The 23,397-nt window shown below is 65.2% G+C and carries 19 protein-coding genes; 10 read left to right on the plus strand and 9 right to left on the minus strand.

Translation table 11 applies throughout. The annotated features are described in order from the left end of the window. Window positions 1-13: 13 nt before the first annotated feature. Both ACIA48_RS28785 and ACIA48_RS28790 read left to right on the plus strand, forming a co-directional pair. The gene (locus ACIA48_RS28785) at window positions 14-2,020 is read left to right on the plus strand and encodes an ATP-dependent DNA helicase (protein WP_396739542.1); all 2,007 of its coding nucleotides are present in this window, start codon (window positions 14-16) and stop codon (window positions 2,018-2,020) included. Window positions 2,021-2,033: 13 nt separating this feature from the next. Continuing rightward, window positions 2,034-3,473, plus strand: a complete 1,440-nt coding sequence (locus ACIA48_RS28790) for a peptidase (RefSeq protein ID WP_396739462.1) — start codon at window positions 2,034-2,036, stop codon at window positions 3,471-3,473. 5 nt (window positions 3,474-3,478) lie between these two features. Here the strand turns inward: ACIA48_RS28790 and ACIA48_RS28795 are convergent, their stop codons facing one another. The 3 genes from ACIA48_RS28795 to ACIA48_RS28805 all read right to left on the minus strand — a co-directional run bounded on the left by ACIA48_RS28795 (window position 3,479) and on the right by ACIA48_RS28805 (window position 7,822). Then, window positions 3,479-4,243, minus strand: coding sequence for an MspA family porin (locus ACIA48_RS28795; protein ID WP_396739463.1), 765 nt, complete (start codon window positions 4,241-4,243; stop codon window positions 3,479-3,481). A gap of 121 nt (window positions 4,244-4,364) precedes the next feature. Then, window positions 4,365-5,144: a virginiamycin B lyase gene (locus ACIA48_RS28800; protein WP_396739544.1), complete on the minus strand. Its 780-nt coding sequence runs from the start codon at window positions 5,142-5,144 to the stop codon at window positions 4,365-4,367. A 65-nt stretch (window positions 5,145-5,209) separates the two neighbouring features. Continuing rightward, window positions 5,210-7,822 (minus strand): glycosyltransferase family 1 protein, encoded by a 2,613-nt coding sequence (locus tag ACIA48_RS28805; RefSeq protein ID WP_396739464.1) that lies wholly within the window; start codon window positions 7,820-7,822, stop codon window positions 5,210-5,212. Window positions 7,823-7,984: 162 nt separating this feature from the next. Between ACIA48_RS28805 and ACIA48_RS28810 the strand changes: the two genes are divergently transcribed. Both ACIA48_RS28810 and glgB read left to right on the plus strand, forming a co-directional pair. After that, the gene (locus ACIA48_RS28810; protein ID WP_396739465.1) at window positions 7,985-10,075 is read left to right on the plus strand and encodes an alpha-1,4-glucan--maltose-1-phosphate maltosyltransferase; all 2,091 of its coding nucleotides are present in this window, start codon (window positions 7,985-7,987) and stop codon (window positions 10,073-10,075) included. A 4-nt stretch (window positions 10,076-10,079) separates the two neighbouring features. After that, complete coding sequence (glgB, locus tag ACIA48_RS28815) at window positions 10,080-12,281, plus strand: 1,4-alpha-glucan branching protein GlgB (protein ID WP_396739467.1); 2,202 nt, start codon at window positions 10,080-10,082, stop codon at window positions 12,279-12,281. Window positions 12,282-12,305: 24 nt separating this feature from the next. Here glgB and ACIA48_RS28820 read toward each other — a convergent pair whose 3' ends face one another. The 3 genes from ACIA48_RS28820 to ACIA48_RS28830 all read right to left on the minus strand — a co-directional run bounded on the left by ACIA48_RS28820 (window position 12,306) and on the right by ACIA48_RS28830 (window position 14,846). Then, window positions 12,306-13,199 (minus strand): co-chaperone YbbN, encoded by an 894-nt coding sequence (locus ACIA48_RS28820; RefSeq protein ID WP_396739469.1) that lies wholly within the window; start codon window positions 13,197-13,199, stop codon window positions 12,306-12,308. A gap of 13 nt (window positions 13,200-13,212) precedes the next feature. After that, the gene (locus ACIA48_RS28825) at window positions 13,213-13,596 is read right to left on the minus strand and encodes a DUF3817 domain-containing protein (RefSeq protein ID WP_396739471.1); all 384 of its coding nucleotides are present in this window, start codon (window positions 13,594-13,596) and stop codon (window positions 13,213-13,215) included. Window positions 13,597-13,664: 68 nt separating this feature from the next. Next, on the minus strand, window positions 13,665-14,846 hold the full coding sequence (locus ACIA48_RS28830) for an acetyl-CoA C-acetyltransferase (protein WP_396739473.1): 1,182 nt from the start codon (window positions 14,844-14,846) through the stop codon (window positions 13,665-13,667). An 83-nt stretch (window positions 14,847-14,929) separates the two neighbouring features. Here ACIA48_RS28830 and mce point away from each other — a divergent pair, with 83 nt between their 5' ends. Beyond that, window positions 14,930-15,400, plus strand: a complete 471-nt coding sequence (gene mce, locus ACIA48_RS28835) for a methylmalonyl-CoA epimerase (protein WP_396739474.1) — start codon at window positions 14,930-14,932, stop codon at window positions 15,398-15,400. A 17-nt stretch (window positions 15,401-15,417) separates the two neighbouring features. On the opposite strand, the gene ACIA48_RS28840 is transcribed toward mce, so the two are convergent. Next, window positions 15,418-15,714 (minus strand): hypothetical protein, encoded by a 297-nt coding sequence (locus ACIA48_RS28840; protein WP_396739476.1) that lies wholly within the window; start codon window positions 15,712-15,714, stop codon window positions 15,418-15,420. A gap of 6 nt (window positions 15,715-15,720) precedes the next feature. Further along, entirely contained in the window at window positions 15,721-16,392 is a 672-nt protein-coding gene (gene nucS, locus ACIA48_RS28845; RefSeq protein WP_396739478.1) for an endonuclease NucS, read from the minus strand. A gap of 46 nt (window positions 16,393-16,438) precedes the next feature. Here nucS and ACIA48_RS28850 point away from each other — a divergent pair, with 46 nt between their 5' ends. Together ACIA48_RS28850 and ACIA48_RS28855 are read left to right on the plus strand one after the other, a co-directional pair. Then, on the plus strand, window positions 16,439-18,043 hold the full coding sequence (locus tag ACIA48_RS28850; RefSeq protein WP_396739480.1) for an adenylate/guanylate cyclase domain-containing protein: 1,605 nt from the start codon (window positions 16,439-16,441) through the stop codon (window positions 18,041-18,043). A gap of 77 nt (window positions 18,044-18,120) precedes the next feature. Then, window positions 18,121-19,929: a fatty acyl-AMP ligase gene (locus tag ACIA48_RS28855; RefSeq protein WP_396739482.1), complete on the plus strand. Its 1,809-nt coding sequence runs from the start codon at window positions 18,121-18,123 to the stop codon at window positions 19,927-19,929. A gap of 4 nt (window positions 19,930-19,933) precedes the next feature. Here the strand turns inward: ACIA48_RS28855 and ACIA48_RS28860 are convergent, their stop codons facing one another. Next, window positions 19,934-20,437, minus strand: a complete 504-nt coding sequence (locus ACIA48_RS28860) for a hypothetical protein (RefSeq protein ID WP_396739484.1) — start codon at window positions 20,435-20,437, stop codon at window positions 19,934-19,936. Between the two features lie 148 nt (window positions 20,438-20,585). Between ACIA48_RS28860 and ACIA48_RS28865 the strand changes: the two genes are divergently transcribed. The 3 genes from ACIA48_RS28865 to ACIA48_RS28875 all read left to right on the plus strand — a co-directional run bounded on the left by ACIA48_RS28865 (window position 20,586) and on the right by ACIA48_RS28875 (window position 23,237). Next, window positions 20,586-22,070, plus strand: coding sequence for an AlkA N-terminal domain-containing protein (locus tag ACIA48_RS28865; RefSeq protein ID WP_396739485.1), 1,485 nt, complete (start codon window positions 20,586-20,588; stop codon window positions 22,068-22,070). Next, window positions 22,070-22,570, plus strand: a complete 501-nt coding sequence (locus ACIA48_RS28870) for a methylated-DNA--[protein]-cysteine S-methyltransferase (RefSeq protein ID WP_396739487.1) — start codon at window positions 22,070-22,072, stop codon at window positions 22,568-22,570. The genes ACIA48_RS28865 and ACIA48_RS28870 overlap by 1 nt, the downstream gene beginning before the upstream one ends. Before the next feature lie 100 nt (window positions 22,571-22,670). Beyond that, a complete protein-coding gene (locus ACIA48_RS28875) occupies window positions 22,671-23,237 on the plus strand; it encodes a dihydrofolate reductase family protein (RefSeq protein ID WP_396739489.1) in 567 nt (188 codons plus the stop codon). Window positions 23,238-23,397: the final 160 nt, after the last annotated feature.

Genomic DNA, 23,397 nt, shown 5'->3' on the forward strand with positions numbered 1-23,397 from the left:
AACCACGGGCGAGATCGAAAACGTCACCGAACTGCTGGCCACGGCGGTCACTGCGCTCGGCGGTGCGGAACGCGCCGGCCAGATCGAGATGGCCGAGGCGGTGGCTCGCGCTTTCGAAAGCGGTGAACACCTCGCGGTGCAGGCCGGCACGGGAACCGGGAAATCACTGGCATACCTGGTGCCTGCGATCGCACGGGCGGTCGAGACCGAGGAGCCGGTCGTCATATCGACGGCGACCATCGCGTTGCAGCGCCAGCTCGTCGACCGGGATCTCCCCCGGCTTGCCGAATCGCTGACCGGCGCACTGCCACGCACCCCCGAGTTCGCGCTGCTGAAGGGCCGTGGAAACTACCTGTGTCTCAACAAGATTCACAACGGATCGACGACCGAGCCGGATGAGCAATCGCAAGAAGAGCTGTTCGAGCCGGTCGCGGCATCCGCTCTCGGACGCGACGTGCAGCGGTTGATCGCGTGGTCGTCGGACACCGAGACAGGTGATCGCGACGAGCTGACACCGGGTGTGCCGGACCGGTCGTGGTCGCAGGTCAGCGTTTCGGCCCGGGAGTGCATCGGTGTGTCCCGCTGCCCGTTCGGCACCGACTGCTTTGCGGAGAAAGCCCGCGACAAGGCAGGCCACGCCGATGTCGTCGTCACCAATCACGCGCTGCTGGCCATCGACGCCGTATCGGACGCAGCAGTACTCCCCGAGCACCACCTCCTCGTGGTGGACGAAGCACACGAACTCGTCGACCGGGTCACCGGTGTGGCCACCGGCGAACTCTCGGCGACGTCGATGAGCGTCGCGCACCGACGTTCTGCTCGGTTGGTCGACCAGGAACTCGCGCAACGGTTGGAAGCCGTGACGGCCACGCTGTCGTCGGTCATCCATGACGCCACTCCGGGGCGGATCGACACGCTCGACGACGAACTGGCCACATACCTGACGGCGCTGCGCGACGCCGCGCACCGGGTTCGGTCGGCAATCGACACCAGTCCGAGCGACCCGAAGGCTGCGTCAGCGCGTGCCGAGGCCGTCACCGCGCTGACCGACATGGGCGACACCGCTTCGCGCATCCTGGACTCGTTCGTGCCCGCCATCCCGGACCGCACCGACGTCGTATGGGTGGACCGCGAAGAGAACCGCGGCAATACCCGTGTGGTCCTGCGCGTCGCCCCGCTGTCGGTGTCAGGTCTGTTGCGCACCAGGCTGTTCGAGCAGGCTACGGCCGTCCTCACCTCTGCCACGCTGACCATCGGTGGCAGGTTCGATGCCATGGCGTCGGCGTGGGGGCTGGCCGGTGACGACGACAAGGTCCGAGGCGAAACGTCGCCGACCGAGCGGCTCCGATGGCGCGGCATCGACGTCGGATCACCGTTCGAGCACGCGAAGTCGGGCATCCTCTACGTGGCCGCCCACCTTCCGCCGCCGGGTCGCGACGGCACCGGCTCGGCCGAGCAACTCGACGAGATCGCCGCACTCATCACCGCTGCGGGCGGCCGCACCCTCGGACTGTTCTCCTCGATGCGCGCGGCCAAGGCCGCCGCGGAGATCATGCGGGATCGCCTCGACACCCCTGTCCTGTGTCAGGGCGAGGACACCACGTCAGCCTTGGTGAAGCGGTTCGCCGACGATGCGGAGACGTCGCTGTTCGGGACACTGTCGTTATGGCAGGGCGTCGACGTCCCCGGCCCGTCGCTGTCGCTCGTGCTCATCGACCGCATTCCGTTCCCCCGTCCCGACGACCCGCTGCTGACCGCCCGCCAGCGCGCGATCGCTTCCCGCGGCGGCAACGGTTTCATGGCCGTCGCCGCCAGCCACGCGGCACTCTTGCTGGCTCAGGGCGCGGGCCGGCTCCTGCGGCGCGTCGACGATCGAGGGGTGGTCGCGGTGCTGGATTCGCGGATGGCCACCGCCCGCTACAGCGGGTTCCTGCGGGCTTCGCTGCCACCGTTCTGGGCGACCACCGACTCCACCCGGGTCCGCCAGGCGCTCGAACGTCTGCGTGGGGCGGCTTCATGACTATTCTTCGTCCATGAGTCGACGTCGGCTGGTGGGCGCCGTGGTCGCGGTGTCCTCAGCCGTGCTCATCACGTCGTGCAGCACGACACTGCAGGGCAACGCCGTGTCGGTTTTCGACGACCCATTCAGCGTGGCGGGGATGCCTGCCACCGACGGACCGAGCGGTCTGCGGTCAAGTGCTCCGGAGCCCACGCGCGACGTCGAGGGCACCGACGACGGCGCTATCGATGAACTGGCCCGCCAAGCGATCAGCGACATCGAGGAATTCTGGGAAGGCGCCTACAGCGAGCCTTTCGGTGGTGAATTTCGGCCCGTCAGGGATTTGATCTCCTGGGACGCCAATGGTTTTGACGACACTGAGTTCTGCGGTGACAGCACATTGGGAATCGTCAATGCCGGCTACTGCTTCCCCGACAGGAACATCGGGTGGGACCGCGGCGAATTCCTGCCCGCACTCATGGAGGACTTCGGCGACGTGAGCGTGCTGGATGTGCTCGGACACGAATACGGCCATGCCATCCAAGACCAGGCCGGTTTGGTCGACGACGACACACCGACCCTGGTGGGCGAACAACAGGCGGACTGCTTCGAGGGGGCCTACGTGCGATGGGTGGCCGAGGGCAATTCGCCGCGTTTCACCGTGTCCACCGGCGACGGCCTCAACAACGTGCTGGCAGCGGTCATCGCGTCCCGCGATCCAGTGTTGAGCGAAAACGACCCTGACGTCGGCTACAACGAGCACGGTTCGGCCTTTGAACGGGTATCGGCATTCCAGCTGGGATTCACCGATGGGGCGGCCGCCTGCGCATCGATCGACATGCAGGAGATCGAACAGCGTCGCGGCGACCTTCCCGTGTTACTCCCCGAGGATCACACGGGTGAGTTACCCATCACCGAAAAGTCAGTGCAGGACATCATCGGAGCGATGAACACCTTGTTCAGCCCTGAAAGTCCACCACAGCTGACGTTCGACGCCGCCGAATGTTCCGACGCGCGACCGAGCCCCCCGGTGTCGTTCTGCCCAGCGACCAACACGATTGCAGTCGATCTGCCCGAGCTCGCGGAGATGGGATCTCCGAGCGAGATCGACGAGGAAGTCACCCACGCGAAGGGCGACAACGCCGCCTATTCCGTGTTGATGTCGCGCTACATGCAATCCGTCCAGCACGAGCATGGAGGCATAACGCTCGACAACGCCGAGGCCGCGCTGCGCACGGCGTGTTTGACCGGTGTGGCCACCGCCAGGCTCTCGAAGGAAACCAGCACACCCGACGGGAACACCATCGTTCTGACCGCCGGCGACGTGGATGAGGCGGTGTCGGGAATCCTCACCAACGGACTGGCCGCCAGCGATGTCAACGGTGAGTCGGTGCCGTCGGGCTTCTCACGGATCGACGCATTCCGCGTTGGCGTGCTCGGCGATCAGGAGCGATGCTTCAAGCGGTTCGACTAGATCTGCTAGATCTTTTTCGTTACGCCGTACCAGGCCAGCACAGCCTCAGACTCCTGCGTCGATCTGGTCAGGAACGCGTACGAGCGAATGAACGACTCACCCACGCAGCCGTCGATCTTGACGCGGAACTTGCTGACCATCACCCAAGGGTCGGCGCCCGTGTACTCCTTCTTCGTCACCGGGATGATGTTGATCAGGCCGGGCTTGAGTCCGACGGTGATGCCGCCACCGATATTTCCTCCCAGCCCGGGCAGGATGCCGTCGATCCCCGGTGAGATGACGTCGATGCCTATCAGCCCGATCGACGGGTTGAGGCCCATTGTGCCGGTCAGCGAGACACCGTTCGACGTGCTCATATCGATGCCGCAGCCGATCTCGTAGCCGACCTCCAAGGTTCCGCCGGGGGGCTCCTCCTCGTCCGGACCTCTCAGTTCGCCCATGTAGGTTCCGCCGACGACGTACTCACGCGACGACAACGCCGTCGTCAGCGGAGGAATGGGCGCCTGGGTCTCGTCCTTGGCGGACAGCGTGAGCTGCCAGCCGTCTGGCGTATCCGTCACCGCGGGCGGTGTCGACTCGACGCGCCCCTCGTCGACGGGCGGTGGTGGTGGCGCGCCTTCCGGCGGTAGCGGGGCCGCCGCTGCGTCGACCACAACGGGCTGCGGCCCGGGCTGGGGCTGGGCGGCGGCGACTCCGATTGACGCGCAACTCAGCGATCCACCGATGGCCAACACTGTGGTGCCGCGTCGCAGCACGTCCCCAACCGTCACAGCAGTGCCCTTTCCCAGGCGTCGCAACAATTCACGCTCTGACCCCGGACCCTAACCCGAGCACGCTGCCTGCCGAGCAGGTGTTGGCGAGATCGTTCGTTCGGCGAACATACGATCGCCGCTAGAAGGGCATTCGCAGCACGAACCCGGCTTCCAACGCGACCCACAGTGCACCTTCGGGACCGATCGCCAGACCGTGCGGCTCACTGCCCGGCGGGAGATCGATCGTGATGATCTCGCCGTCACCGCTCACGCGGGCGAGTTGACTCGAGCCCCACAGGCTCACCCACACCCCGTCGGCCGGATCAGCGACCACCGCATGCGGTTTGCCCGGCAAGTCGATCTCCTGGATCGCCTCGTCCATCGGGATCCGGCCGAGCCGCTCGCCGAGGATTTCGGTGAACCAGATCGCGTCGTCGTGCGTCGCCGTGATACCGACCGGACCTGCTGCGGCAGTGGGCAATTCGCGCACGGTCAAATCCCCCGACAGCGACAACCGGCCGATGGCATTGCGTTGGTTGAGGGTGAACCACAGCGCGTTGTCAGGTCCGGTGACGATCATCGACGGCGCGCCTCCGACTTGATACGGGTCGGATAGCTCGCCATCGACCGAGATTCGGCGGACGTCGCCCGTCGTCATCTCGGTGAACCACAACGCACCGTCGGGGCCGACGGTGATCCCGTAGGGGGCGCTGTCCTCCTTCAACTCGAAATCGGTTAGCTCCCCCGCCGTGCTGATCCGCCCGATGCGGTTGTCGCCGTGACGGGTGAACCACAGCGCTCCATCCGGGCCCGCGGTAATGATCGACGGGCGGCACGCAGGCGCGACGGGAAAGACCTCGACGTCACCACCCGGCGATACCCGCGCGATCGCACCACTGTGGACCAACGTCACCCACATCGCGCCGTCCGGGCCGGCCGCCAGCGCGTAGGGCCCGCCGTCGACGGCGACCTTGACGGCAGATGTCACGCGAGCGTGACGAGGCCGAGCTCGTTGTCGCCGGCCAGCAGCGCGTGGTGGGGCAACACACGCACCGTGTACCCCACCGGCCCCGCGACCGGCAGCGGTGCCGTCGTCGTGAAGATCTCGTTGCCACCGTCAGCGGTGCCCGTGTGCTCCATCGGTACGGTCACCGGGTCCACCAGCGTGTCACCGGCGTCGACGCGACCGATGACCGCCTGCACGGACACCTCGTCGGGTGTCAGGTCCGCCAGGTGCACCGTCGCAGTGAGCGTCAGTTCGGAGCCCAGCAGCGGAGTGTCCGGAAGCCCGTAACTGTCGACGTCGGTGATCTGGATCTTCGGCCACGCCTCGGCGGCGCGCTCTCGGTAGGTCGCCAATTCCCTGGCCGCACCGAACGGTTCACCGTCCGCGCCGGCCTCAACCGTCTTGCGCAGCGATTGCGCAGCGGGCGCGTAGTACTTCTCGGTGTAATCGCGCACCATGCGCGAGGCCAACACCTTCGGCCCGAGCGCAATTAGCGTGTGGCGCACCATCTCCACCCATCGCTCGGGAATGCCGTGTTCGTTGCGGTCGTAGAACTTCGGGGCGACGGACCTCTCCATCAGGTCGTACAGTGCGGCGGCCTCGAGGTCGTCGCGGCGCCCCTCGTCGGCCAGACCGTCGGCCGTCGGTATCTCCCAACCGTTTTCGCCGTCGTACCACTCGTCCCACCAACCATCGCGGATCGACAGGTTCAGTCCACCGTTGAGCGCACTCTTCATACCCGACGTACCGCAGGCCTCCAGCGGCCGCAGCGGATTGTTCAGCCACACGTCGCAGCCCCAATACAAAAGGCGCGCCATCGACATGTCGTAGTCGGGCAGGAACGCGATCCGGTGTCGGACCTCTGGCCGGTCGGCGAACTTCACCACCTGCTGTATCAACGCTTTTCCACCATCGTCGGCCGGATGCGACTTACCTGCGACGATCAGCTGGAGCGGCCGATCCGTGTCGAGCAGCAGCTTCTCCAGCCGCTCCGGATCGCGCAGCATCAGAGTCAACCGCTTGTACGTGGGGACGCGCCGGGCGAACCCGATGGTCAGCACATCGGGATCGAACGCCGTTGCAATCCAGCGTAATTCGGCCTCCGACGCACCGCGCTCCAGCCACGATCGCCGCAACCGCGCGCGGACGTCCTCGACCAGCTTCGCGCGCAGTTGCGATCGGATCCACCACATGTGTCCCGGATCGACCTGATGCAACCGCTGCCACACCTCAGGCTCCCGCAGCATGCCAAGATCGTCGTTGGCGATGAGTTCGCGGCCCAACTCCAACCATTCCGGCGCCGCCCAGGTGGGTGCGTGCACACCGTTGGTGATCGAACCGATCGGCACCTCCCCGGGGTCGAAGCCGGGCCACAACTCGTTGAACATGCCGCGGCTGACCTTGCCGTGTAGTAGCGAGACTCCGTTGGCGCGCTGGGCCAGCCGTAGACCCATGTGCGCCATGTTGAACTTCGACGGGTCGTCCTCGGCGCCGAACCAGATGATGCGATCCAGCGACACGCCTGGCAGCAATCGCGAGTCGGCTCCCGACGGGTCGCCGGGTGGGCTGCCGAAATACCTCATGACCATTTCCACCGGAAACCGGTCAATTCCGGCGGGGACGGGCGTATGCGTGGTGAACACCGTCGACGAGCGCACCACGGTCAGCGCGGTGTCGAAATCCAGCCCGGCGTCGATGAGCTCTCGGATCCGTTCGACGCCGAGGAAACCTGCGTGTCCCTCGTTCATGTGGAACACCTCGGGCGAAGCCAGACCCTCCACCTCGATGAACGCCCGGATCGCGCGCACGCCGCCGATGCCGGCCAGGATCTCTTGCTTGATCCGGTGTTCCTGGTCACCGCCGTAAAGCCGGTCGGTCACCCCGCGCAAATCGTGATCGTTCTCCGGAATGTCGGAATCCAACAGCAGCAACGGAATTCGGCCGACTTGAGCGATCCAGACACGGGCGCGCAACTCGTTACCCTCGGGCATCGCGAGCTCGACGAGCACCGGGCTGTCGTTGGAATCGGTGAGCAGCCGCAGCGGGAGGCCCTGGGGATCCAGCGACGGGTAACTTTCATGCTGCCAGCCATCGGCAGTCAAGGACTGTCGGAAGTACCCCGACCGGTACAGCAGCCCCACCGCGATCAGCGGCAGGCCCAGGTCCGAGGCGGACTTCAAATGGTCGCCGGCGAGAATACCCAGGCCACCGGAGTAGTTGGGCAACACTTCGGCGACGCCGAACTCCATGGAGAAGTACGCGATGCCGTTGGGCAGCTCTGCGCCGTGCTCGAGCTGCTGTTGGTACCACAGCGGCCGGGAAAGGTAATCGTCCAATTCGGCGGCGAGTTCATCGAGCCGACGGATGAACGATTCATCCGTGGCGAGTCCGTCGAGCCGCTTGGGACTGACCTGTCCCAGCAATGCGACCGGGTCGCATCCGACCTGTTGCCAGAGCTCTTCATCGATCGTCGCGAACAAGTCCTGGGTCGGCTTGTCCCATGACCACCGCAGGTTGATCGAAAGCCGTTCGAGCGCAGCCATGCGATCAGGAAGATGGGCGCGGACGGTGAACCTTCTCAAAGCTTTCATTCCGACATCACGCGACTCAACATTACTGACATTTCGCCGTGCCGCAGGCCTGGTCGGCACACCGCTTCACCTCCGTTTGGTTGGGCACCGCATTACGGTGGGTATAGGCGCAACGAGGCGATGAATGAGCTCGGTAAACGCAGCGTTAAGGAGTGGTAGGAAGTGGTCGGTCGGATCGAGATCGATGACGTCGCCCCCGTCATATCCAACGGCCGTTTCCCTGCAAAGGCGGTCGTAGGCGAGATCGTGCCGGTGAGCGCGACAGTGTGGCGAGAGGGTCATGACGCCGTTGCGGCGACGCTTGTCGTCCGGTACCACGGCTCGGCCTACCCGCAGCTTGTCAGTGGGCCGGCCGGCGTCGCGCCCGCGGCTGCAGAACCGGTTCCCATCGAGACCGTTGTCACGCCGTCAGCGCGCATCAAACGGCATCATCTGCCGATGTCGCTGGGCACCACACCGGATGTTTTTCACGGCCAGTTCACCCCCGACAGCGTCGGGCTCTGGACCTACCGGGTGGACGCGTGGAGCGACCCCATCGCGACGTGGCGCAAAGCCGTCATCGCCAAGCTGGACGCGGGCCAGGGCGAGGAGGAGCTTTCCAACGACCTGTTGGTCGGCGCACGGTTGCTCGAACGTGCCTCCACCGGTGTACCGCGCAAGCTGCGGGACCCGATTATCGAGGCGGCAGAGGCGCTGCGAAAGCCCGGCGATCCGTTCGCCAGGGCCGGCGTCGCGCTCTCAGAAGACGTGACGCAGTTACTCACCGAGCATCCGCTGCGTGAATTGGTCACGCGCGGAGAGCAATACGGCGTCTGGGTGGACCGTCCGCTGGCACGGTTCAGTTCCTGGTACGAGTTTTTTCCTCGATCCACCGGCGGCTGGGACAAGAAGGGTAAGCCCCAACACGGGACCTTCGCGACAGCCACCAAAGCGCTCCCGCGCGTCGCCGCAATGGGCTTCGATGTGGTCTATCTTCCGCCGATCCATCCGATCGGCAAAGTCCATCGCAAGGGGCGCAACAACTCGGTTGCCGCTGCCCCCGGCGACGTGGGTTCTCCCTGGGCGATCGGCAGCGAACAGGGTGGCCACGACGCGGTCCATCCCAAATTGGGCACAATCGAAGACTTCGACGAGTTCGTTTCTGCCACACGCGATCACGGCATGGAAGTGGCATTGGACCTGGCGCTGCAGTGCGCACCCGATCACCCGTGGGCGAAAGACCACCCGGAGTGGTTCACGGTGCTGCCCGACGGCACCATCGCGTATGCCGAGAACCCGCCGAAGAAGTACCAGGACATCTACCCGATCAATTTTGACAACGACCCTGCCGGGATCTACGCAGAAGTGCTACGGGTGGTCGAATTCTGGGTATCGCACGGAATCAAGGTGTTTCGGGTGGACAACCCGCACACCAAGCCGCCTGATTTCTGGGCGTGGCTGATCGGCAAGGTCAAGAGCGACGAACCCGACGTACTGTTCTTGGCCGAGGCTTTCACCCGACCGGCGCGACTCTACGGGCTGGCCAAGCTCGGGTACACGCAGTCCTATACGTACTTCACCTGGCGTACGGCGAAGTGGGAGCTCACCGAGTTCGGCCAGCAGATCGCCGAGCACGCCGACTACGCGCGTCCGAATCTGTTTGTCAACACGCCGGATATCCTCCACGAGAGCCTTCAGCACGGCGGCCCCGGCATGTTCGCAATCCGGGCGGTGCTGGCCGCGACGATGAGCTCGACGTGGGGCGTGTACTCGGGATATGAGCTCTACGAGCACCGGCCGGTCCGCGAAGGCAGCGAGGAGTACCTCAATTCCGAGAAGTACGAGTTGAGGCCGCGAGATTTCGAGGCGGCCCTGGCAGACGGTGAGTCGCTGGAGCCTTTCCTCACGCGGCTCAACGAGATTCGCCGCGTACACCCCGCGCTGCACCAGCTGCGCACCATCAAGTTCCACCACGTCGACAACGACGCGTTGTTGGCTTACAGCAAGTTCGATCCAGCGACGGGCGACCAGGTGCTGGTGGTGGTGACGCTCAACCCGTTCGGCCCCGAAGAGGCGACGCTCTGGCTCGACATGGGCGCATTGGGGATGGAACCCTATGACCGTTTCTGGGTACGTGACGAGATCACCGGCAATGAATTCCAGTGGGGGCAAGCCAATTACGTTCGCCTCGACCCGGCCAACGCCGTGGCGCATGTGCTGAACATGCCACAGGTGCCGACCGAACAACGACTGAATCTGCTGCGTAGGGAGTGACGAGATGACGCAGACCAACCAACGCACAAGCCCGCATCTGCGGCCGCACACGGCCGATCTGAACCGCCTGCTCGCAGGCGAACACCACGACCCGCACTCGGTTCTGGGTGCGCACGAATACGACGACCATACGGTCATCCGCGCCTACCGGCCGCATGCGGTTGAAGTGGTTGCCCTCGTCGGTGGTGAGCGATATCCGTTCGAGCACATCGAGGGTGGAGTGTTCGCGGTCGCTTTGCCGATGACCAATCTGGTGGACTACCGTCTCGAGGTCAGCTATGGGTCAGGCGACGGGAACGTGCACACGACCGCCGACGCCTACCGGTTCCTGCCGACGCTGGGCGAGATCGACCTGCACCTCTTCGCCGAGGGGCGCCACGAGCGGCTGTGGGAGATCCTGGGCGCCCATCCCCGTAGTTTCACCACCCCGGACGGCGTCGTCGACGGCGTGTCCTTCGCGGTGTGGGCGCCGAATGCGAAGGGCGTCAGCCTTATCGGTGAATTCAACCACTGGGATGGCAACGAGGCTCAGCTGCGGGTCCTCGGTTCGACGGGTGTGTGGGAACTGTTCTGGCCCGGTCTGGAGATCGGCGAGCTGTACAAGTTCCGGGTGCACGGCGCCGACGGGTCGGTGAGTGACCGCGCCGACCCGATGGCGTTCGCCACCGAGGTTCCGCCGCAGACGGCGTCGAAGGTCACCAGGAGCGAATACACCTGGGAGGATCAGGAGTGGATGGCCCAGCGGGCCGGCCAGAATCCGGTCTTCGAGCCGATGAGCACCTACGAGGTGCACCTGATGTCCTGGCGGCCTGGATTGAGCTACCGCGAATTGGCCACGGAGTTAACCGAATACGTGGTTTCCAACGGCTTTACACACGTCGAGTTGATGCCGGTCGCCGAGCATCCGTTCGGCGGCTCGTGGGGCTACCAGGTGACGTCGTACTACGCGCCGACGTCTCGACTGGGCTCGCCCGACGAGTTCCGCCATGTGGTGGACACGCTGCACCAGGCCGGTATCGGCGTGATCATGGACTGGGTGCCCGCGCACTTCCCCAAGGACGCATGGGCGTTGGGCCGCTTCGATGGCACCGCACTGTATGAGCATTCCGACCCACGACGCGGCGAACAACTCGACTGGGGCACCTATGTTTTCGACTTCGGTCGCGCCGAGGTCCGAAACTTCCTGGTCGCCAACGCGTTGTACTGGCTGCAGGAGTATCACATCGACGGCTTGCGCGTGGACGCCGTCGCATCGATGCTCTACTTGGACTACTCGCGACCCGAAGGTGGATGGACTCCGAACGTCTACGGCGGCCGCGAGAACCTCGAGGCCGTGCAGTTCCTGCAGGAGATGAACGCCACGGTGCACAAACTGGCACCCGGCGTCGTCACCGTCGCCGAGGAGTCCACCTCGTGGCCCGGCGTGACGCGTCCGACCAACCTTGGCGGCCTTGGCTTCTCGATGAAGTGGAACATGGGTTGGATGAACGACACCCTGGAGTTCATCAAGCGCGACCCCATCCACCGTAGCTATCACCATGGCGAAATCACGTTCTCGATGATCTACGCGTTCAGCGAGAACTTCGTGTTGCCGATCAGCCACGACGAGGTGGTGCACGGTAAGGGCACACTGTGGGGGCGCATGCCAGGCGACGACCACACCAAAGCCGCCGGGTTACGCGGCCTGCTGGCCTATCAATGGGCCCACCCCGGAAAGCAACTACTGTTCATGGGTCAGGAGATCGGCCAGCGCGCTGAGTGGTCCGAGGAGCGCGGTGTCGACTGGTATCAGCTTGACGAGAACAGCTTCTCCACCGGCATACAGCGGTTCGTCCACGACATGAACGGCGTCTACCGAGGCAGTCGAGCCCTGTGGTCGCAGGACACCAAGCCCGAGGGCTACTCGTGGATCGATGCCAACGACTCGGCCAACAACGTACTGAGTTTCATGCGGTTCGGTGACGACGGTTCGATGCTGGCGTGCGTGTTCAACTTCTCCGGCTCCGAGCACTCTCGTTACCGGCTCGGCCTTCCGCACGCGGGCACGTGGCGAGAGGTGCTCAATTCGGACGCCGACATCTACAACGGGGCGGGGATCGGCAATTACGGTGCAGTCGAGGCGACCGACGAGCCGTGGCACGGGCGCCCGGCATCAGCGGTCATGGTGCTGCCACCGCTGGCCGCGCTGTGGTTCGAGCCCGCCTAGGCGGTGTTGCAGACCTAGCGAGCCTCAGTACAACGCGTTGGCCAGCTTGCGCCGACCCGCGATCACCTCGGGATCGGCCGGATCGAAGAGGTCGAACAGCTCGATCAGCCGAGTTCGCACCGTGGTGCGGTCGTCGTCGGTCTTGCGCTTGAACAGCGCGATCAGCCGGTCGAACGCCGCGGCGACGTTCTGCTGCAGAATTTCCACGTCGGCTGCGGCGAAGACGACGTCGATGTCGTCCGGTGCGGCATCGGCTGCGACCAAGGCGTCGGGACGATGCGCCGAGGCGCGCTGCAGGAACGCGATCTGACGGACCGCACCCTTGGCCTCGGGGTCATTGGGCTTGGCATCGAGGATCGCCTGATACGCGGCGCGCGCGGCATCGAAGTCACCCGCGTCCAGATGCGCACGCGCCTCGGCCAGTTCGGGATCGACCTGTTCGGGATCCTCGCTGCTGGCTGCGCCGCTCAGCTTTCCCGCCGTTGCGTTCAGCAGCGAGTCGATCCATCCGCGCAACTGCTCCGGCGGCTGCATGCCCTGGAAGCTCGAGAGCGGTTGTCCCCCGCCCAACGCCACGACGGTCGGGATGGCTTGAACACCGAACATTTGCGCTACTCGCGGGACGACGTCGACGTTCACCGTCGCCAGGGCCCACTTGCCTCCGTCGGCGGCGGCCAGATTGGCCAGCACGTCGCCCAACTGGACGCTGGCGTCGCTGCGCGGTGACCACAGCAGGACCACGACGGGAACCTGACTGGATCGAAGCAGGACCTCGGCTTCCAGATTGGCCTCGGTGACCTCCACACCACCGGACGGGGCGGCCGCGCCGCCACCTGCGGCGGCGTTAGCCGGCTGTTTGAGCGCCGATAGGTCGATCGCGCCTGCCATGGAGGCTGCGACGGGACGTGGACGAGTCACGCCCACAAGTTTGTCACGTCGTTTCGGGAACCGGCTGCCCCGGTTGCATGATCGCTGCGGCCGGTGCCGCGACACCCATTTTGCCGGTCCGATCAGCCCATATGAGGAAAATCACACTGCCAAGTGGCACGATGCTCGCGATCAGCGCCAGCAACCACGTCCCGAACGACCACTTGAAGGCGATTCCGGCGAGCAGCGCCGCCACGACGAAGCCGACGAAGATCAGTCCGTGGGCCATGCCGAAGATCTTGACGCCGATCTCGGTCGGTGAGCTGGCCAGGTACTTGAAATACATGCCGACCAGCAGACCGACCCAACTGACGGCCTCGAGCAGAGCAACCAGTCGAAACCACCCAGCAATGGACCGAAGATCAAAAGCGCCTGTCATGGCCGCCATTGTGCCCGAAGATCGAGCGGATTACTACGCGGTGTCGTAGGCGCGGCTCGCCGCGGTGTCGTAGACGTCTACCCCGCGCGCAGCACCAAAGCGTCGCCCTGCCCCCCGGCCCCGCACAGCGCGGCGACGGCATAGCCGGAACCGCGTCGTGCCAGCTCAAGAGCGGCGTGCAGGGTGATGCGGGCGCCCGACATCCCGATCGGATGCCCGATAGCGATCGCGCCGCCGTTCACGTTGACCTTCTCCGGGTCGACGCCCAGCTCCTTCATCGACGCAAGCCCCACCGCGGAGAACGCCTCGTTGATCTCGATGACATCCAGCTGCTCGACCGAAATACCCTCGCGGGCAATTGCTTTCTTGATGGCGTTGGCCGGCTGGGATTGCAGCGTGGAATCCGGGCCCGCGACCACGCCATGAGCGCCGATCTCGCACAGCCAGGTCAGCCCCATCTCCTGGGCCTTCTCCTTGCTCATCACAACCACCGCGGCAGCACCGTCGGAGATCTGCGACGCCGACCCGGCGGTGATGGTGCCGTCCTTGCGGAAGGCGGGCTTGAGGCCGGACAGCGACTCCGCGGTTGTGTTCGCGCGGATGCCCTCGTCCTCGGTGAACTCGATCGGGTCACCCTTGCGCTGGGGGATCTTCACCGGTATGACCTCGTCGGCGAAAACACCGTCTTTCCATGCCGCAGCGGCCTTTTGATGCGACCGTGCGGCGAACTCGTCCTGCTCGGCCCTGGTGAACTGGTCGGTGTCGTTGCGTTGCTCGGTCAGCGCGCCCATCGGCTGGTCGGTGAAGACATCGTGAAGCCCGTCGTACGCCATGTGGTCGAGCACGGTGACATCGCCGTACTTGTAGCCGGCGCGGCTGTCCATCAGCAGGTGCGGCGCCTTGGTCATCGATTCCTGGCCGCCGGCGACCACCACCTCGAACTCGCCCGCGCGAATCAGCTGATCAGCCAGCGCAATGGCGTCGATCCCGGACAGGCACATCTTGTTGATGGTCAGCGAAGGTACGTCCCAGCCGATGCCGGCGGCGACGGCAGCCTGCCTCGCGGGCATTTGCCCGGCACCGGCGGTGAGCACCTGCCCCATGATGACGTAGTCAACGGCCGAGGCCGGGACCTTTGCTTTTTCCAGCGCTCCTGCGATCGCAATGCCGCCCAGGTCGCTGCCGGAAAAATCCTTCAGCGATCCCATGAGTTTGCCGACCGGAGTGCGCGCTCCAGCAACGATCACCGACGTCGTCATTTATTACCTCCAGGAACTGGGTATTCGTAGATGTGGCACATGACACATTCCGCAAACATCTGTCTCAAGGTTACCGTTACGTGATGACCACTGAACACGTAGACGCACGTCCGGCGCTCGCGAGCGCCCTCGTGACGGCTATCGATCACGTCGGCATCGCGGTCCCCGACCTCGACGCCGCCATCAAGTGGTACCACGACCGCCTCGGCATGATCGTGCTGCACGAAGAGATCAACGAGGACCAAGGCGTCCGCGAGGCGATGCTGTCGGTGCGCGGCGCACCCGTCGGCAGCGCGCAGATCCAGTTGATGGCGCCGCTGGATGAAACCTCGACGATCGCCAAATTCCTCGACAAGCGCGGCCCCGGCCTGCAGCAGCTGGCATATCGCACAAGCGATATCAACGCGCTCAGCGACCGGCTCCGCGCCGAGGGTGTGCGTCTGCTCTACGACGAGCCTCGTCGCGGCACCGCCAATTCGCGGATCAACTTCATCCACCCCAAGGATGCCGGCGGTGTTCTGATCGAGCTCGTCGAGCCCGCTGCTGATCACTGACATCGCGCTCTAGGCCGTCACGACCATTTTCGAGTAGGACCCCGGGTCGCTCGGTGCGTCCAGCACGGCGTGTGCCAGTGCCGCCGGTCCTCTGACGCATCCTCGCCACGGCCGGCCGGCCAAACGAGTACATGTGCAATGCCAGTCCGTATTTCGTGATCGCATCCGGGGCAGCGGTAGGTCTTCGTCGCACGCGCGGCGGCAACCGGACGCACTTCGTACTCATATCCGTCTGGTCCGAGTTCGATCCGCCTGCTCTGAGGTAGCGGCGGCACAGCGCGTTGCTTGCGCGGCGATGGACGGCGCCGAGGCACGGGTGCTCAGAACAGCCGGAACTCGTCGCTGTCCATGCCACGCATCTGGTCGTAGTCCAATGTCACGCAACGGATCCCGCGGTCAGTCGCCAGCGTGCGAGCCTGGGGTTTGATCTGCTGGGCGGCAAAGACGCCCGCGACGGGTGCTAGCACGGTGTCTCGGTTCAGGAGGTCGAGGTAGCGAGTGAGTTGTTCGACGCCGTCGATCTCGCCGCGCCGTTTGATCTCGACGGCGACCGATCCGCCGTTCTCGTCGCGGCACAGCAGGTCCACCGGTCCGATCGCCGTCATGTATTCGCGTCGGACCAACGAGTAGCCTGCGCCGAGCAGCTCGACGTGCTCGGCCAGGAGCTCTTGCAGATGCGCTTCGACACCGTCCTTCACCAATCCTGGGTCGACACCGAGTTCGTGGCTGGAGTCGTGCTCGATGGCCTCGACCGTGATACGCAGCTGCTCCCCCGCCTTGTTCTCGACCACCCACACCGGCGCGGGCCCGTCGGGCTCCTCGATGAGCCAGCAGGGCGGACTCATCCAGTTCAGCGGCTTGTAGGCGCGATCGTCGGCGTGGACACTCACCGAACCGTCGGCCTTGATGAGGAGCAGGCGGCGGGCCGACGGCAGATGAGCGGTCAGGCGCCCGACGTAGTCGACGGTGCACTGGGCGATGACAAGACGCACCCGAACCACCTTAAGGGGCCGGACGGCAACCTAGGCTTTAGCCACGATGACGGCTGACAAGAGCGTGGCGAAGCGACTGGGTCGAGTGCTGGAGCGGGTCACAAGCCAGAGCAGCCGCGTGGCTGCGACGCCCGAATACGGCTCATGGGTCCTTGGCCGGGTGTCCGAAAGCCAACGCCGGCGACGCGTTCGCATTCAGATCATCCTCACGGTGTTCATCGTCATCGCGAATCTCATCGGCATCGGAGTGGCAACCCTGGTCGTCACGGTCGCCTTCCCGACCCCCAACGTGTTCGATCCCGCCGCCCGACCGATCACCTTCATAGCGGTGCCCATCTACGTCGCGACCGCACTGATCGTCGGCGTGTTCTGGGCGACCACCCGCGTGATGAACAATGTGCGCTGGGCCATCGAGGAGCGACCACCCACTCGCGAGGACCAGCGCAACACGTTCTTCGCACCGTGGCGGCTCACTCGCGTGCTGCTGATCCTGTGGGGCATCGGCACCATCGTCCTCACGACGCTGTACGGAAGGGTCGACACCGATTTCATCCCGAAGTGGTTGTTGGGCATCAGTTTTCCCGGCATCGTCGTCTCAGCAAGCTGCTATCTCTTCACCGAGTTCGCGCTGCGGCCGGTCGCTGCGCAGGCGCTGGAAGCGGGCAGGCCGCCGCGCCGTCTCGCCGAGGGCATCATGGGCCGCACGATGCTGGTCTGGGTTCTGGGGTCCGGCGTACCGGTGCTCGGAATCTTTCTCGCCGCCGCGATCACCTTGATCCAACAGAACGTGACACCGACCCAATTCACCGTTGCCGTCATGATTCTCGCGGCGTTCGCGTTGGTCTTCGGCGCGATTCTGATGTATATCGTGTCGTGGCTCACCGTTACTCCGGTGCGGGTGGTGCGCTCCGCCCTCACCCGCGTGGAGCGAGGTGACCTCGACACGAATCTGGTGGTGTTCGACGGCACCGAACTCGGCCAGCTGCAGCGCGGCTTCAACTCGATGGTCGCGGGATTGCGTGAGCGAGAACGTGTCCGGGATCTGTTCGGTCGCCACGTCGGCCGTGAGGTGGCCGCGGCGGCGGAGCAACAGCGGCCGAAGCTGGGCGGCGAGGAGCGTCACGTCGCGGTGATCTTCGTAGACATCATCGGGTCGACCCAGTTGGTGACCGGTAGGCCGGCGACCGAGGTTGTCGACCTGCTGAACCGGTTCTTCGCGGTCATCGTCGACGAAGTCGATCGCCACCACGGTTTCGTCAACAAATTCGAAGGCGACGCGGCACTCGCTGTGTTCGGCGCGCCTAACCACCTCGACAACCCGGAGGGCGAGGCACTGGCCGCCGGTCGCGCCATCGCCCGACGTATCCGCGACGAGGCACCCGAATGCGACGCGGGCATCGGCATCGCGGCCGGCGAGGCAGTCGCGGGCAACGTGGGTGCCAACGAGCGCTTTGAGTACACCGTGATCGGCGAACCGGTCAACGAGGCCGCCCGGCTCTGTGAAATGGCGAAAGACTCGCCGGGCCACCTCCTGGCGTCCTCGGATGCAGTGTCGAATGCCGACGAGGACGAGCGTGCGCACTGGAAGCTCGGCGATTCAGTGACGTTGCGGGGGCACGACGAACCCACCCGCCTCGCGCTGCCGGTCTGACTGTCGGAGCTGCGCTGTTCGTCACATCGTGCAATCGGTAAGTGATACCAGGCGTCACAGTAATTAGTATTGAGGGCGTGCACGGGTCGATCGCCCCGGAGGGCTTGCTCAAGATCGAGGACTGCCTCGACGCCGACGGCGGCATCGTCCTGCCGCCCGGCACGACGCTGATATCGCTCATCGACCGCAATATCGCGAACGTCGGTGACACGGTCGCCTACCGCTTCCTGGACTTCGCCGGTTCGGCCGACGGGCAGCCAATTGAACTGACCTGGAACCAACTCGGCCGCCGGATGACGGCCATCGGTGCGCATGTCCAACACGTCGCGTCGCGTGGTGATCGCGTCGCGATCCTGGCGCCCCAGGGCCTCGACTACGTCGCGGCTTTCTTTGCAGCGGTCAAGGCGGGAACGATCGCGGTGCCGCTGTTCGCCCCCGAACTCCAGGGGCACGCCGAACGTCTAGATACGGCGCTGACGGACGCGCGGCCCGCGGCCGTCCTGACGACCGCCGCCGCGGCCGGTGCCGTGCGCGCGTTCCTTGCGGGTCTCGCGCCCGCGCAGACGATGCCGGTGATCGTCGTCGACGACATACCCGACTCTGCCGCCGAGACGTTCGCTCCGGTCGACCTCGGTCTGGATGACGTGTCGCATCTGCAGTACACCTCCGGTTCGACGCGGCCGCCGGTCGGTATCGAAATCACGCACCGCGCGGTCGGGACGAATCTGCTGCAAATGATCCTGTCCATCGACCTGCTCGACCGAAACACCCACGGCGTCAGCTGGTTACCGCTATACCACGACATGGGGTTGTCGATGATCGGCTTCCCCGCGGTGTACGGCGGCCACTCGACGCTGATGTCACCGACGGCGTTCATTCGCCGTCCACAACGTTGGATCCGAGCGCTGTCGGATGGGTCGCGCGAGGGACGTGTGGTCACCGCAGCGCCGAACTTCGCCTACGAGTACACCGCGCAACGCGGCGTGCCCGGGCCCGACGAGGATGTCGACCTCGGCAACGTCGTGATGATCATCGGCTCCGAACCGGTCAGCAACGACGCCATCACGGCGTTCAACGATGCGTTCGCGCCATTCGGTTTGCCTGTCACGGCGATCAAACCGTCGTACGGAATCGCTGAAGCCACGCTATTCGTGTCGACCATCGCCCCGTCCGCCTGTGCCACGGTCGCGTATCTCGATCGAGGCCGGCTGGCCGCAGGTGACGCGCTTCGTGTCCCGGCGGATGCGGACAACGCGGTCGCACACGTGTCGTGTGGTCAGATCGCACGCAGCCAGTGGGCGATCATCGTCGACCCCGACGCGCGCACCGAACTGGCCGACGGCCGGGTCGGCGAGATCTGGTTGCACGGAGACAACACCGCCCGGCGGTACTGGGGACAGCTCGAGGCGTCCGGGCTGACGTTCGATGCCACGCTACGGTCACGACTTCCGTCACGGAGCCACGCCGACGGTGTGCCGGCTGATAGGACATGGTTGCGCACAGGAGATCTCGGGGTCTACCTCGACGGCGAGTTGTACGTCACCGGCAGGCGTGCGGACGTGATTGTCGTCGACGGGCTGCAGCACTACCCGCGAGACATCGAGACGACCGCACAGAACGCGTCGACTATCGTGCGTCGGGGATACCTCGCCGCGTTCTCCACCGACGCCGGCCTCGTCATCGTCGCAGAGCGCGCGTCAGGTACCCGCGGCGCGGATCCTGATGCCGCGGCCGAGGTGATCAGCGCCGCCGTCGCACACACCCACGGACTCGCCGTTGCCGACGTTCGATTCGTACCCGCGGGCGCCATTCCGCGCACCACGAGCGGCAAGGTGGCCCGCCGCGCATGCCGTGCCGAATACCTCAGCGGTGCCTTGCGCCGATAGTCGGTCAGCTATCGCCGCCGCCGACTTCGGCGGGCAGCGGCGGCGGCAACGGCGTTGTCGGCGTGGAAGTCTCAGCCGGCGCTGGTGATGCGCCGACGCCGGACTGCTGCGGAGTGTGGAAGTCGACCATCGTCTCGTCGCGGATAATCTCCCTGCCCGCGCTGACGACCAAGGATTCTTCGGTGACCCAGTATGTGATGCCGTCGTTCTCAGCGGTGTAGCCCTCAGTGGACTGAGTGGCGGGGACGATCAACTTGGCGCCGTCGCTCAAGCGCACTCCGCGGTACTGGTACTCGCCGTCGGACTCACAGATCGCGACGCGAGACGTTGCGGTACTGCCGAAGACGACGGCCTGACTCGGAGAGGTGCACCGCGCGGTCGAGTCGACGTAGCCGTGATCGTCTGCGGTGGGCGCCGCGGTGGCCGACCCCAACCCGAAGATGGCCAGCGTTAAGCACGCAGCCGCGGCGGCGGCCAAGCGGAGGGCGGTCAGCCCGCGAGTCGACATCACCCCATCCACCAGAGCACGATCTCCTCGGCCATGCGAGCAACGATGCCGATCGTTGACGAGATCGTTAGTCCCCTGAAATCGGCGACCGACGACGATGTCGGTTTTCCGCCAGTGATGTCGGTGCCTACGTGTAATTGTTTGAGTTGTGCACGACGATTTCGACCGCTGCTACCGGGCCGTCCAATCCAAGGACGCGCGGTTTGACGGCTGGTTCGTCACGGCAGTGCTCACCACGAAGATCTATTGCAGGCCCAGCTGCCCGGTCCGTCCGCCTTATGCCCGCAATATGCGCTTCTACCCCACTGCGGCCGCCGCGCAAAAGGCCGGCTTTCGCGCCTGCAAGCGCTGCCGGCCGGACGCGTCACCCGGATCACCGGAGTGGAACGTGCGTGGCGACGTGGTAGCACGAGCAATGCGGCTCATCGCCGACGGCACGGTCGACCGTGAGGGCGTGACCGGCCTTGCCGCTCGCGTCGGATACACCACGCGTCAGCTCGAACGGCTGCTACAAGCTGAGGTCGGGGCGAATCCGCTGGCGCTGGCTCGAGCGCAGCGCACGCAGACCGCTCGCGTTCTCATCGAGACCACCGAACTGCCGTTCAGCGATGTCGCATTCGCCGCGGGGTTCTCCAGCATCCGCCAGTTCAACGACACGGTGCGAGCCGTGTGTGACCTGACTCCGACCGCGCTGCGTCATCGGGCACGTTCGCGGTTCAGTCGCGGGGACGGCGCGACCGGCGCGTTATCACTGCGGCTGCCGGTCCGTATGCCGTTCGCATACGAAGGGTTGTTTGGCCACTTGGCCGCCAGTGCGGTGCCGGGCGTCGAGGAGGTGCGTACGGGCAGCTACCGGCGGACGCTCAGGCTGTCCAACGGCAACGGGATCGTCAGTCTCACCCCACAACCCGATCATGTGCAGTGCGAGATCATGCTTGACGACTTCCGGGATCTCGCTGCGGCGATCGCCCGGTGCCGTCGTCTACTCGACCTGGACGCGGATCCGGAGGCGGTCGTCGACGCGCTCAGCGCCGATCCGGACCTCAGCATTTTGGTCGCCAAGGCGCCGGGACAGCGCATACCGCGGACCGTCGACGAGCAGGAATTGGCGCTGCGAGTCGTGCTCGGACAACAGGTTTCGATCAAGGCCGCACGCACCCACGCCGCCCGCATCGCAGCCGCCTACGGTCAGCCCGTCGCCGATGTCGATGGCGGACTCACCCATGTGTTCCCCGCGGTCGAGGACCTCGCCGATATCGATCCGGCGCATCTGGCCTTTCCGAAGTCCCGCCAGCGGACGCTGACCACGCTGATCAAGGCGCTGGCCGAACGGGATGTCGTGCTCGATGCCGGATGCGACTGGGACCGTGCGCGTGCGCGGCTGCTGGAATTACCTGGCATCGGACCGTGGACCGCAGAGGTCATCGCAATGCGGGGGCTTGGCGACCCGGATGCATTCCCCGCCAGCGATCTCGGAGTTCGTATCGCGGCAGAGCAACTGGGCATACCCGCCGAGCCGCGGCCGCTGACCGAGCACAGCATGCGATGGCGTCCGTGGCGGTCGTATGCCACCCAGCACCTTTGGACAGCGTTGGATCATGCGGTCAACGAGTGGCCGCCGAAGGAGAAGTGATGGAAGCGTTGCAATTCCGTACGATGAACAGTCCGGTCGGCCTGCTCACCCTGGCCGGCAAGGACGGACGCTTGAGGCATCTGCGGATGGTCGACCAGACCTATGAGCCAAGTCGCGACGGCTGGGAGACCGACGACAGTGCGTTTTCCGACGCCGTCGAGCAGCTGCAGGCTTACTTCGCAAAGGAGAGAACGGATTTCGACCTGAGCCTCGACCTCGTCGGCACCGAGTTTCAGCGCCGGGTGTGGGCGGCCCTGCTGACGATCCCTTACGGCGAGACCCGGTCGTACGGCGAGATCGCCAAGCAGATCGGGTCACCCGGCGCCTTTCGCGCGGTCGGACTGGCCAACGGCCACAACCCGATCGGCATCATCGTGCCGTGCCATCGTGTGATCGGATCCAATGGCAGCCTCACCGGATACGGCGGCGGATTGGACCGGAAACGAGCGTTGCTCGACATGGAGAAATCGCGGAACGCTGCCAGTCCGACCTTGTTCTAGCCGGAAGCCAGCCCGTCTGACCCGCGCCATTCACGAGGATTTGCACTGTATCTCGCGTGGCGTCGCGATGAGTTTCGCCCTCCAGTGCAGTCTGATCTGCATGGGCAAACTCATCTATGGCTTCAATGTGTCGGTGGACGGATACATCGCCGATGCGCAGGGCAACATCGACTGGTCCGATCCGAGCGAAGAGCTGCATCAGTACTGGAATGACTTCGAGCGGGAGACCGCGCTGTCGTTCTACGGGCGGCGGCTCTACGAGCTGATGTCCGCATACTGGCCGACTGCCGACAACGCCCCGGATGCCACTCCTATGATCGTTGACTTCGCCCGCATCTGGCGCGACATGCCCAAGGTCGTGTTCTCGCGCACGCTGGAGTCCGTCGACTGGAACACCCGCCTGGAACGCGGCGACCCGGTCGAAGTGGTGACGCGGCTGAAAGCCGAAACCGACGGCAGGCTGGAGGTGGCCGGCGCGACGTTGGCCGCACCGATCGTGCAAGCCGGACTGGTGGACGAATACCGAATCGTGGTCGCGCCCGTCGCCGTCGGCGGCGGCATCCCATTCTTACCGGCACTGCCGTCGTGGATTTCGCTGCGACTACTGGAGAACCGCACCTTCCCCTGTGGCACGGTGCTGCTGCGATACGAGACGAGACGCGACTGATCCCACCCATAGCGCGATGTCCAGAAATGCCTTTGCCCCCCAATAGAATTGGGGGGCAAAGGGCTTTAATTTGTGTTCGGCGGTGTCCTACTTTTCCACCCGTGTTGGGTAGTATCATCGGCGCTGGCAGGCTTAGCTTCCGGGTTCGGGATGGGTCCGG

Origin of the sequence: Mycobacterium sp. NPDC051804 (assembly GCF_044452905.1) — a bacterium.
GTDB lineage: Bacteria > Actinomycetota > Actinomycetes > Mycobacteriales > Mycobacteriaceae > Mycobacterium.

Bases quoted from the DNA above. Each gene is read 5' to 3' on its own strand.
- ACIA48_RS28790 (WP_396739462.1), top strand. From the start codon at position 2,034: ATGAGTCGACGTCGGCTGGTGGGCGCCGTGGTCGCGGTGTCCTCAGCC.
- ACIA48_RS28800 (WP_396739544.1), bottom strand. From the start codon at position 5,144: ATGTGGGTGACGTTGGTCCACAGTGGTGCGATCGCGCGGGTATCGCCG.
- ACIA48_RS28805 (WP_396739464.1), bottom strand. From the start codon at position 7,822: ATGAAAGCTTTGAGAAGGTTCACCGTCCGCGCCCATCTTCCTGATCGC.
- glgB (WP_396739467.1), top strand. From the start codon at position 10,080: ATGACGCAGACCAACCAACGCACAAGCCCGCATCTGCGGCCGCACACG.
- ACIA48_RS28825 (WP_396739471.1), bottom strand. From the start codon at position 13,596: ATGGCGGCCATGACAGGCGCTTTTGATCTTCGGTCCATTGCTGGGTGG.
- ACIA48_RS28830 (WP_396739473.1), bottom strand. From the start codon at position 14,846: ATGACGACGTCGGTGATCGTTGCTGGAGCGCGCACTCCGGTCGGCAAA.
- mce (WP_396739474.1), top strand. From the start codon at position 14,930: ATGACCACTGAACACGTAGACGCACGTCCGGCGCTCGCGAGCGCCCTC.
- ACIA48_RS28850 (WP_396739480.1), top strand. From the start codon at position 16,439: ATGACGGCTGACAAGAGCGTGGCGAAGCGACTGGGTCGAGTGCTGGAG.
- ACIA48_RS28860 (WP_396739484.1), bottom strand. From the start codon at position 20,437: ATGTCGACTCGCGGGCTGACCGCCCTCCGCTTGGCCGCCGCCGCGGCT.
- ACIA48_RS28870 (WP_396739487.1), top strand. From the start codon at position 22,070: ATGGAAGCGTTGCAATTCCGTACGATGAACAGTCCGGTCGGCCTGCTC.
- ACIA48_RS28875 (WP_396739489.1), top strand. From the start codon at position 22,671: ATGGGCAAACTCATCTATGGCTTCAATGTGTCGGTGGACGGATACATC.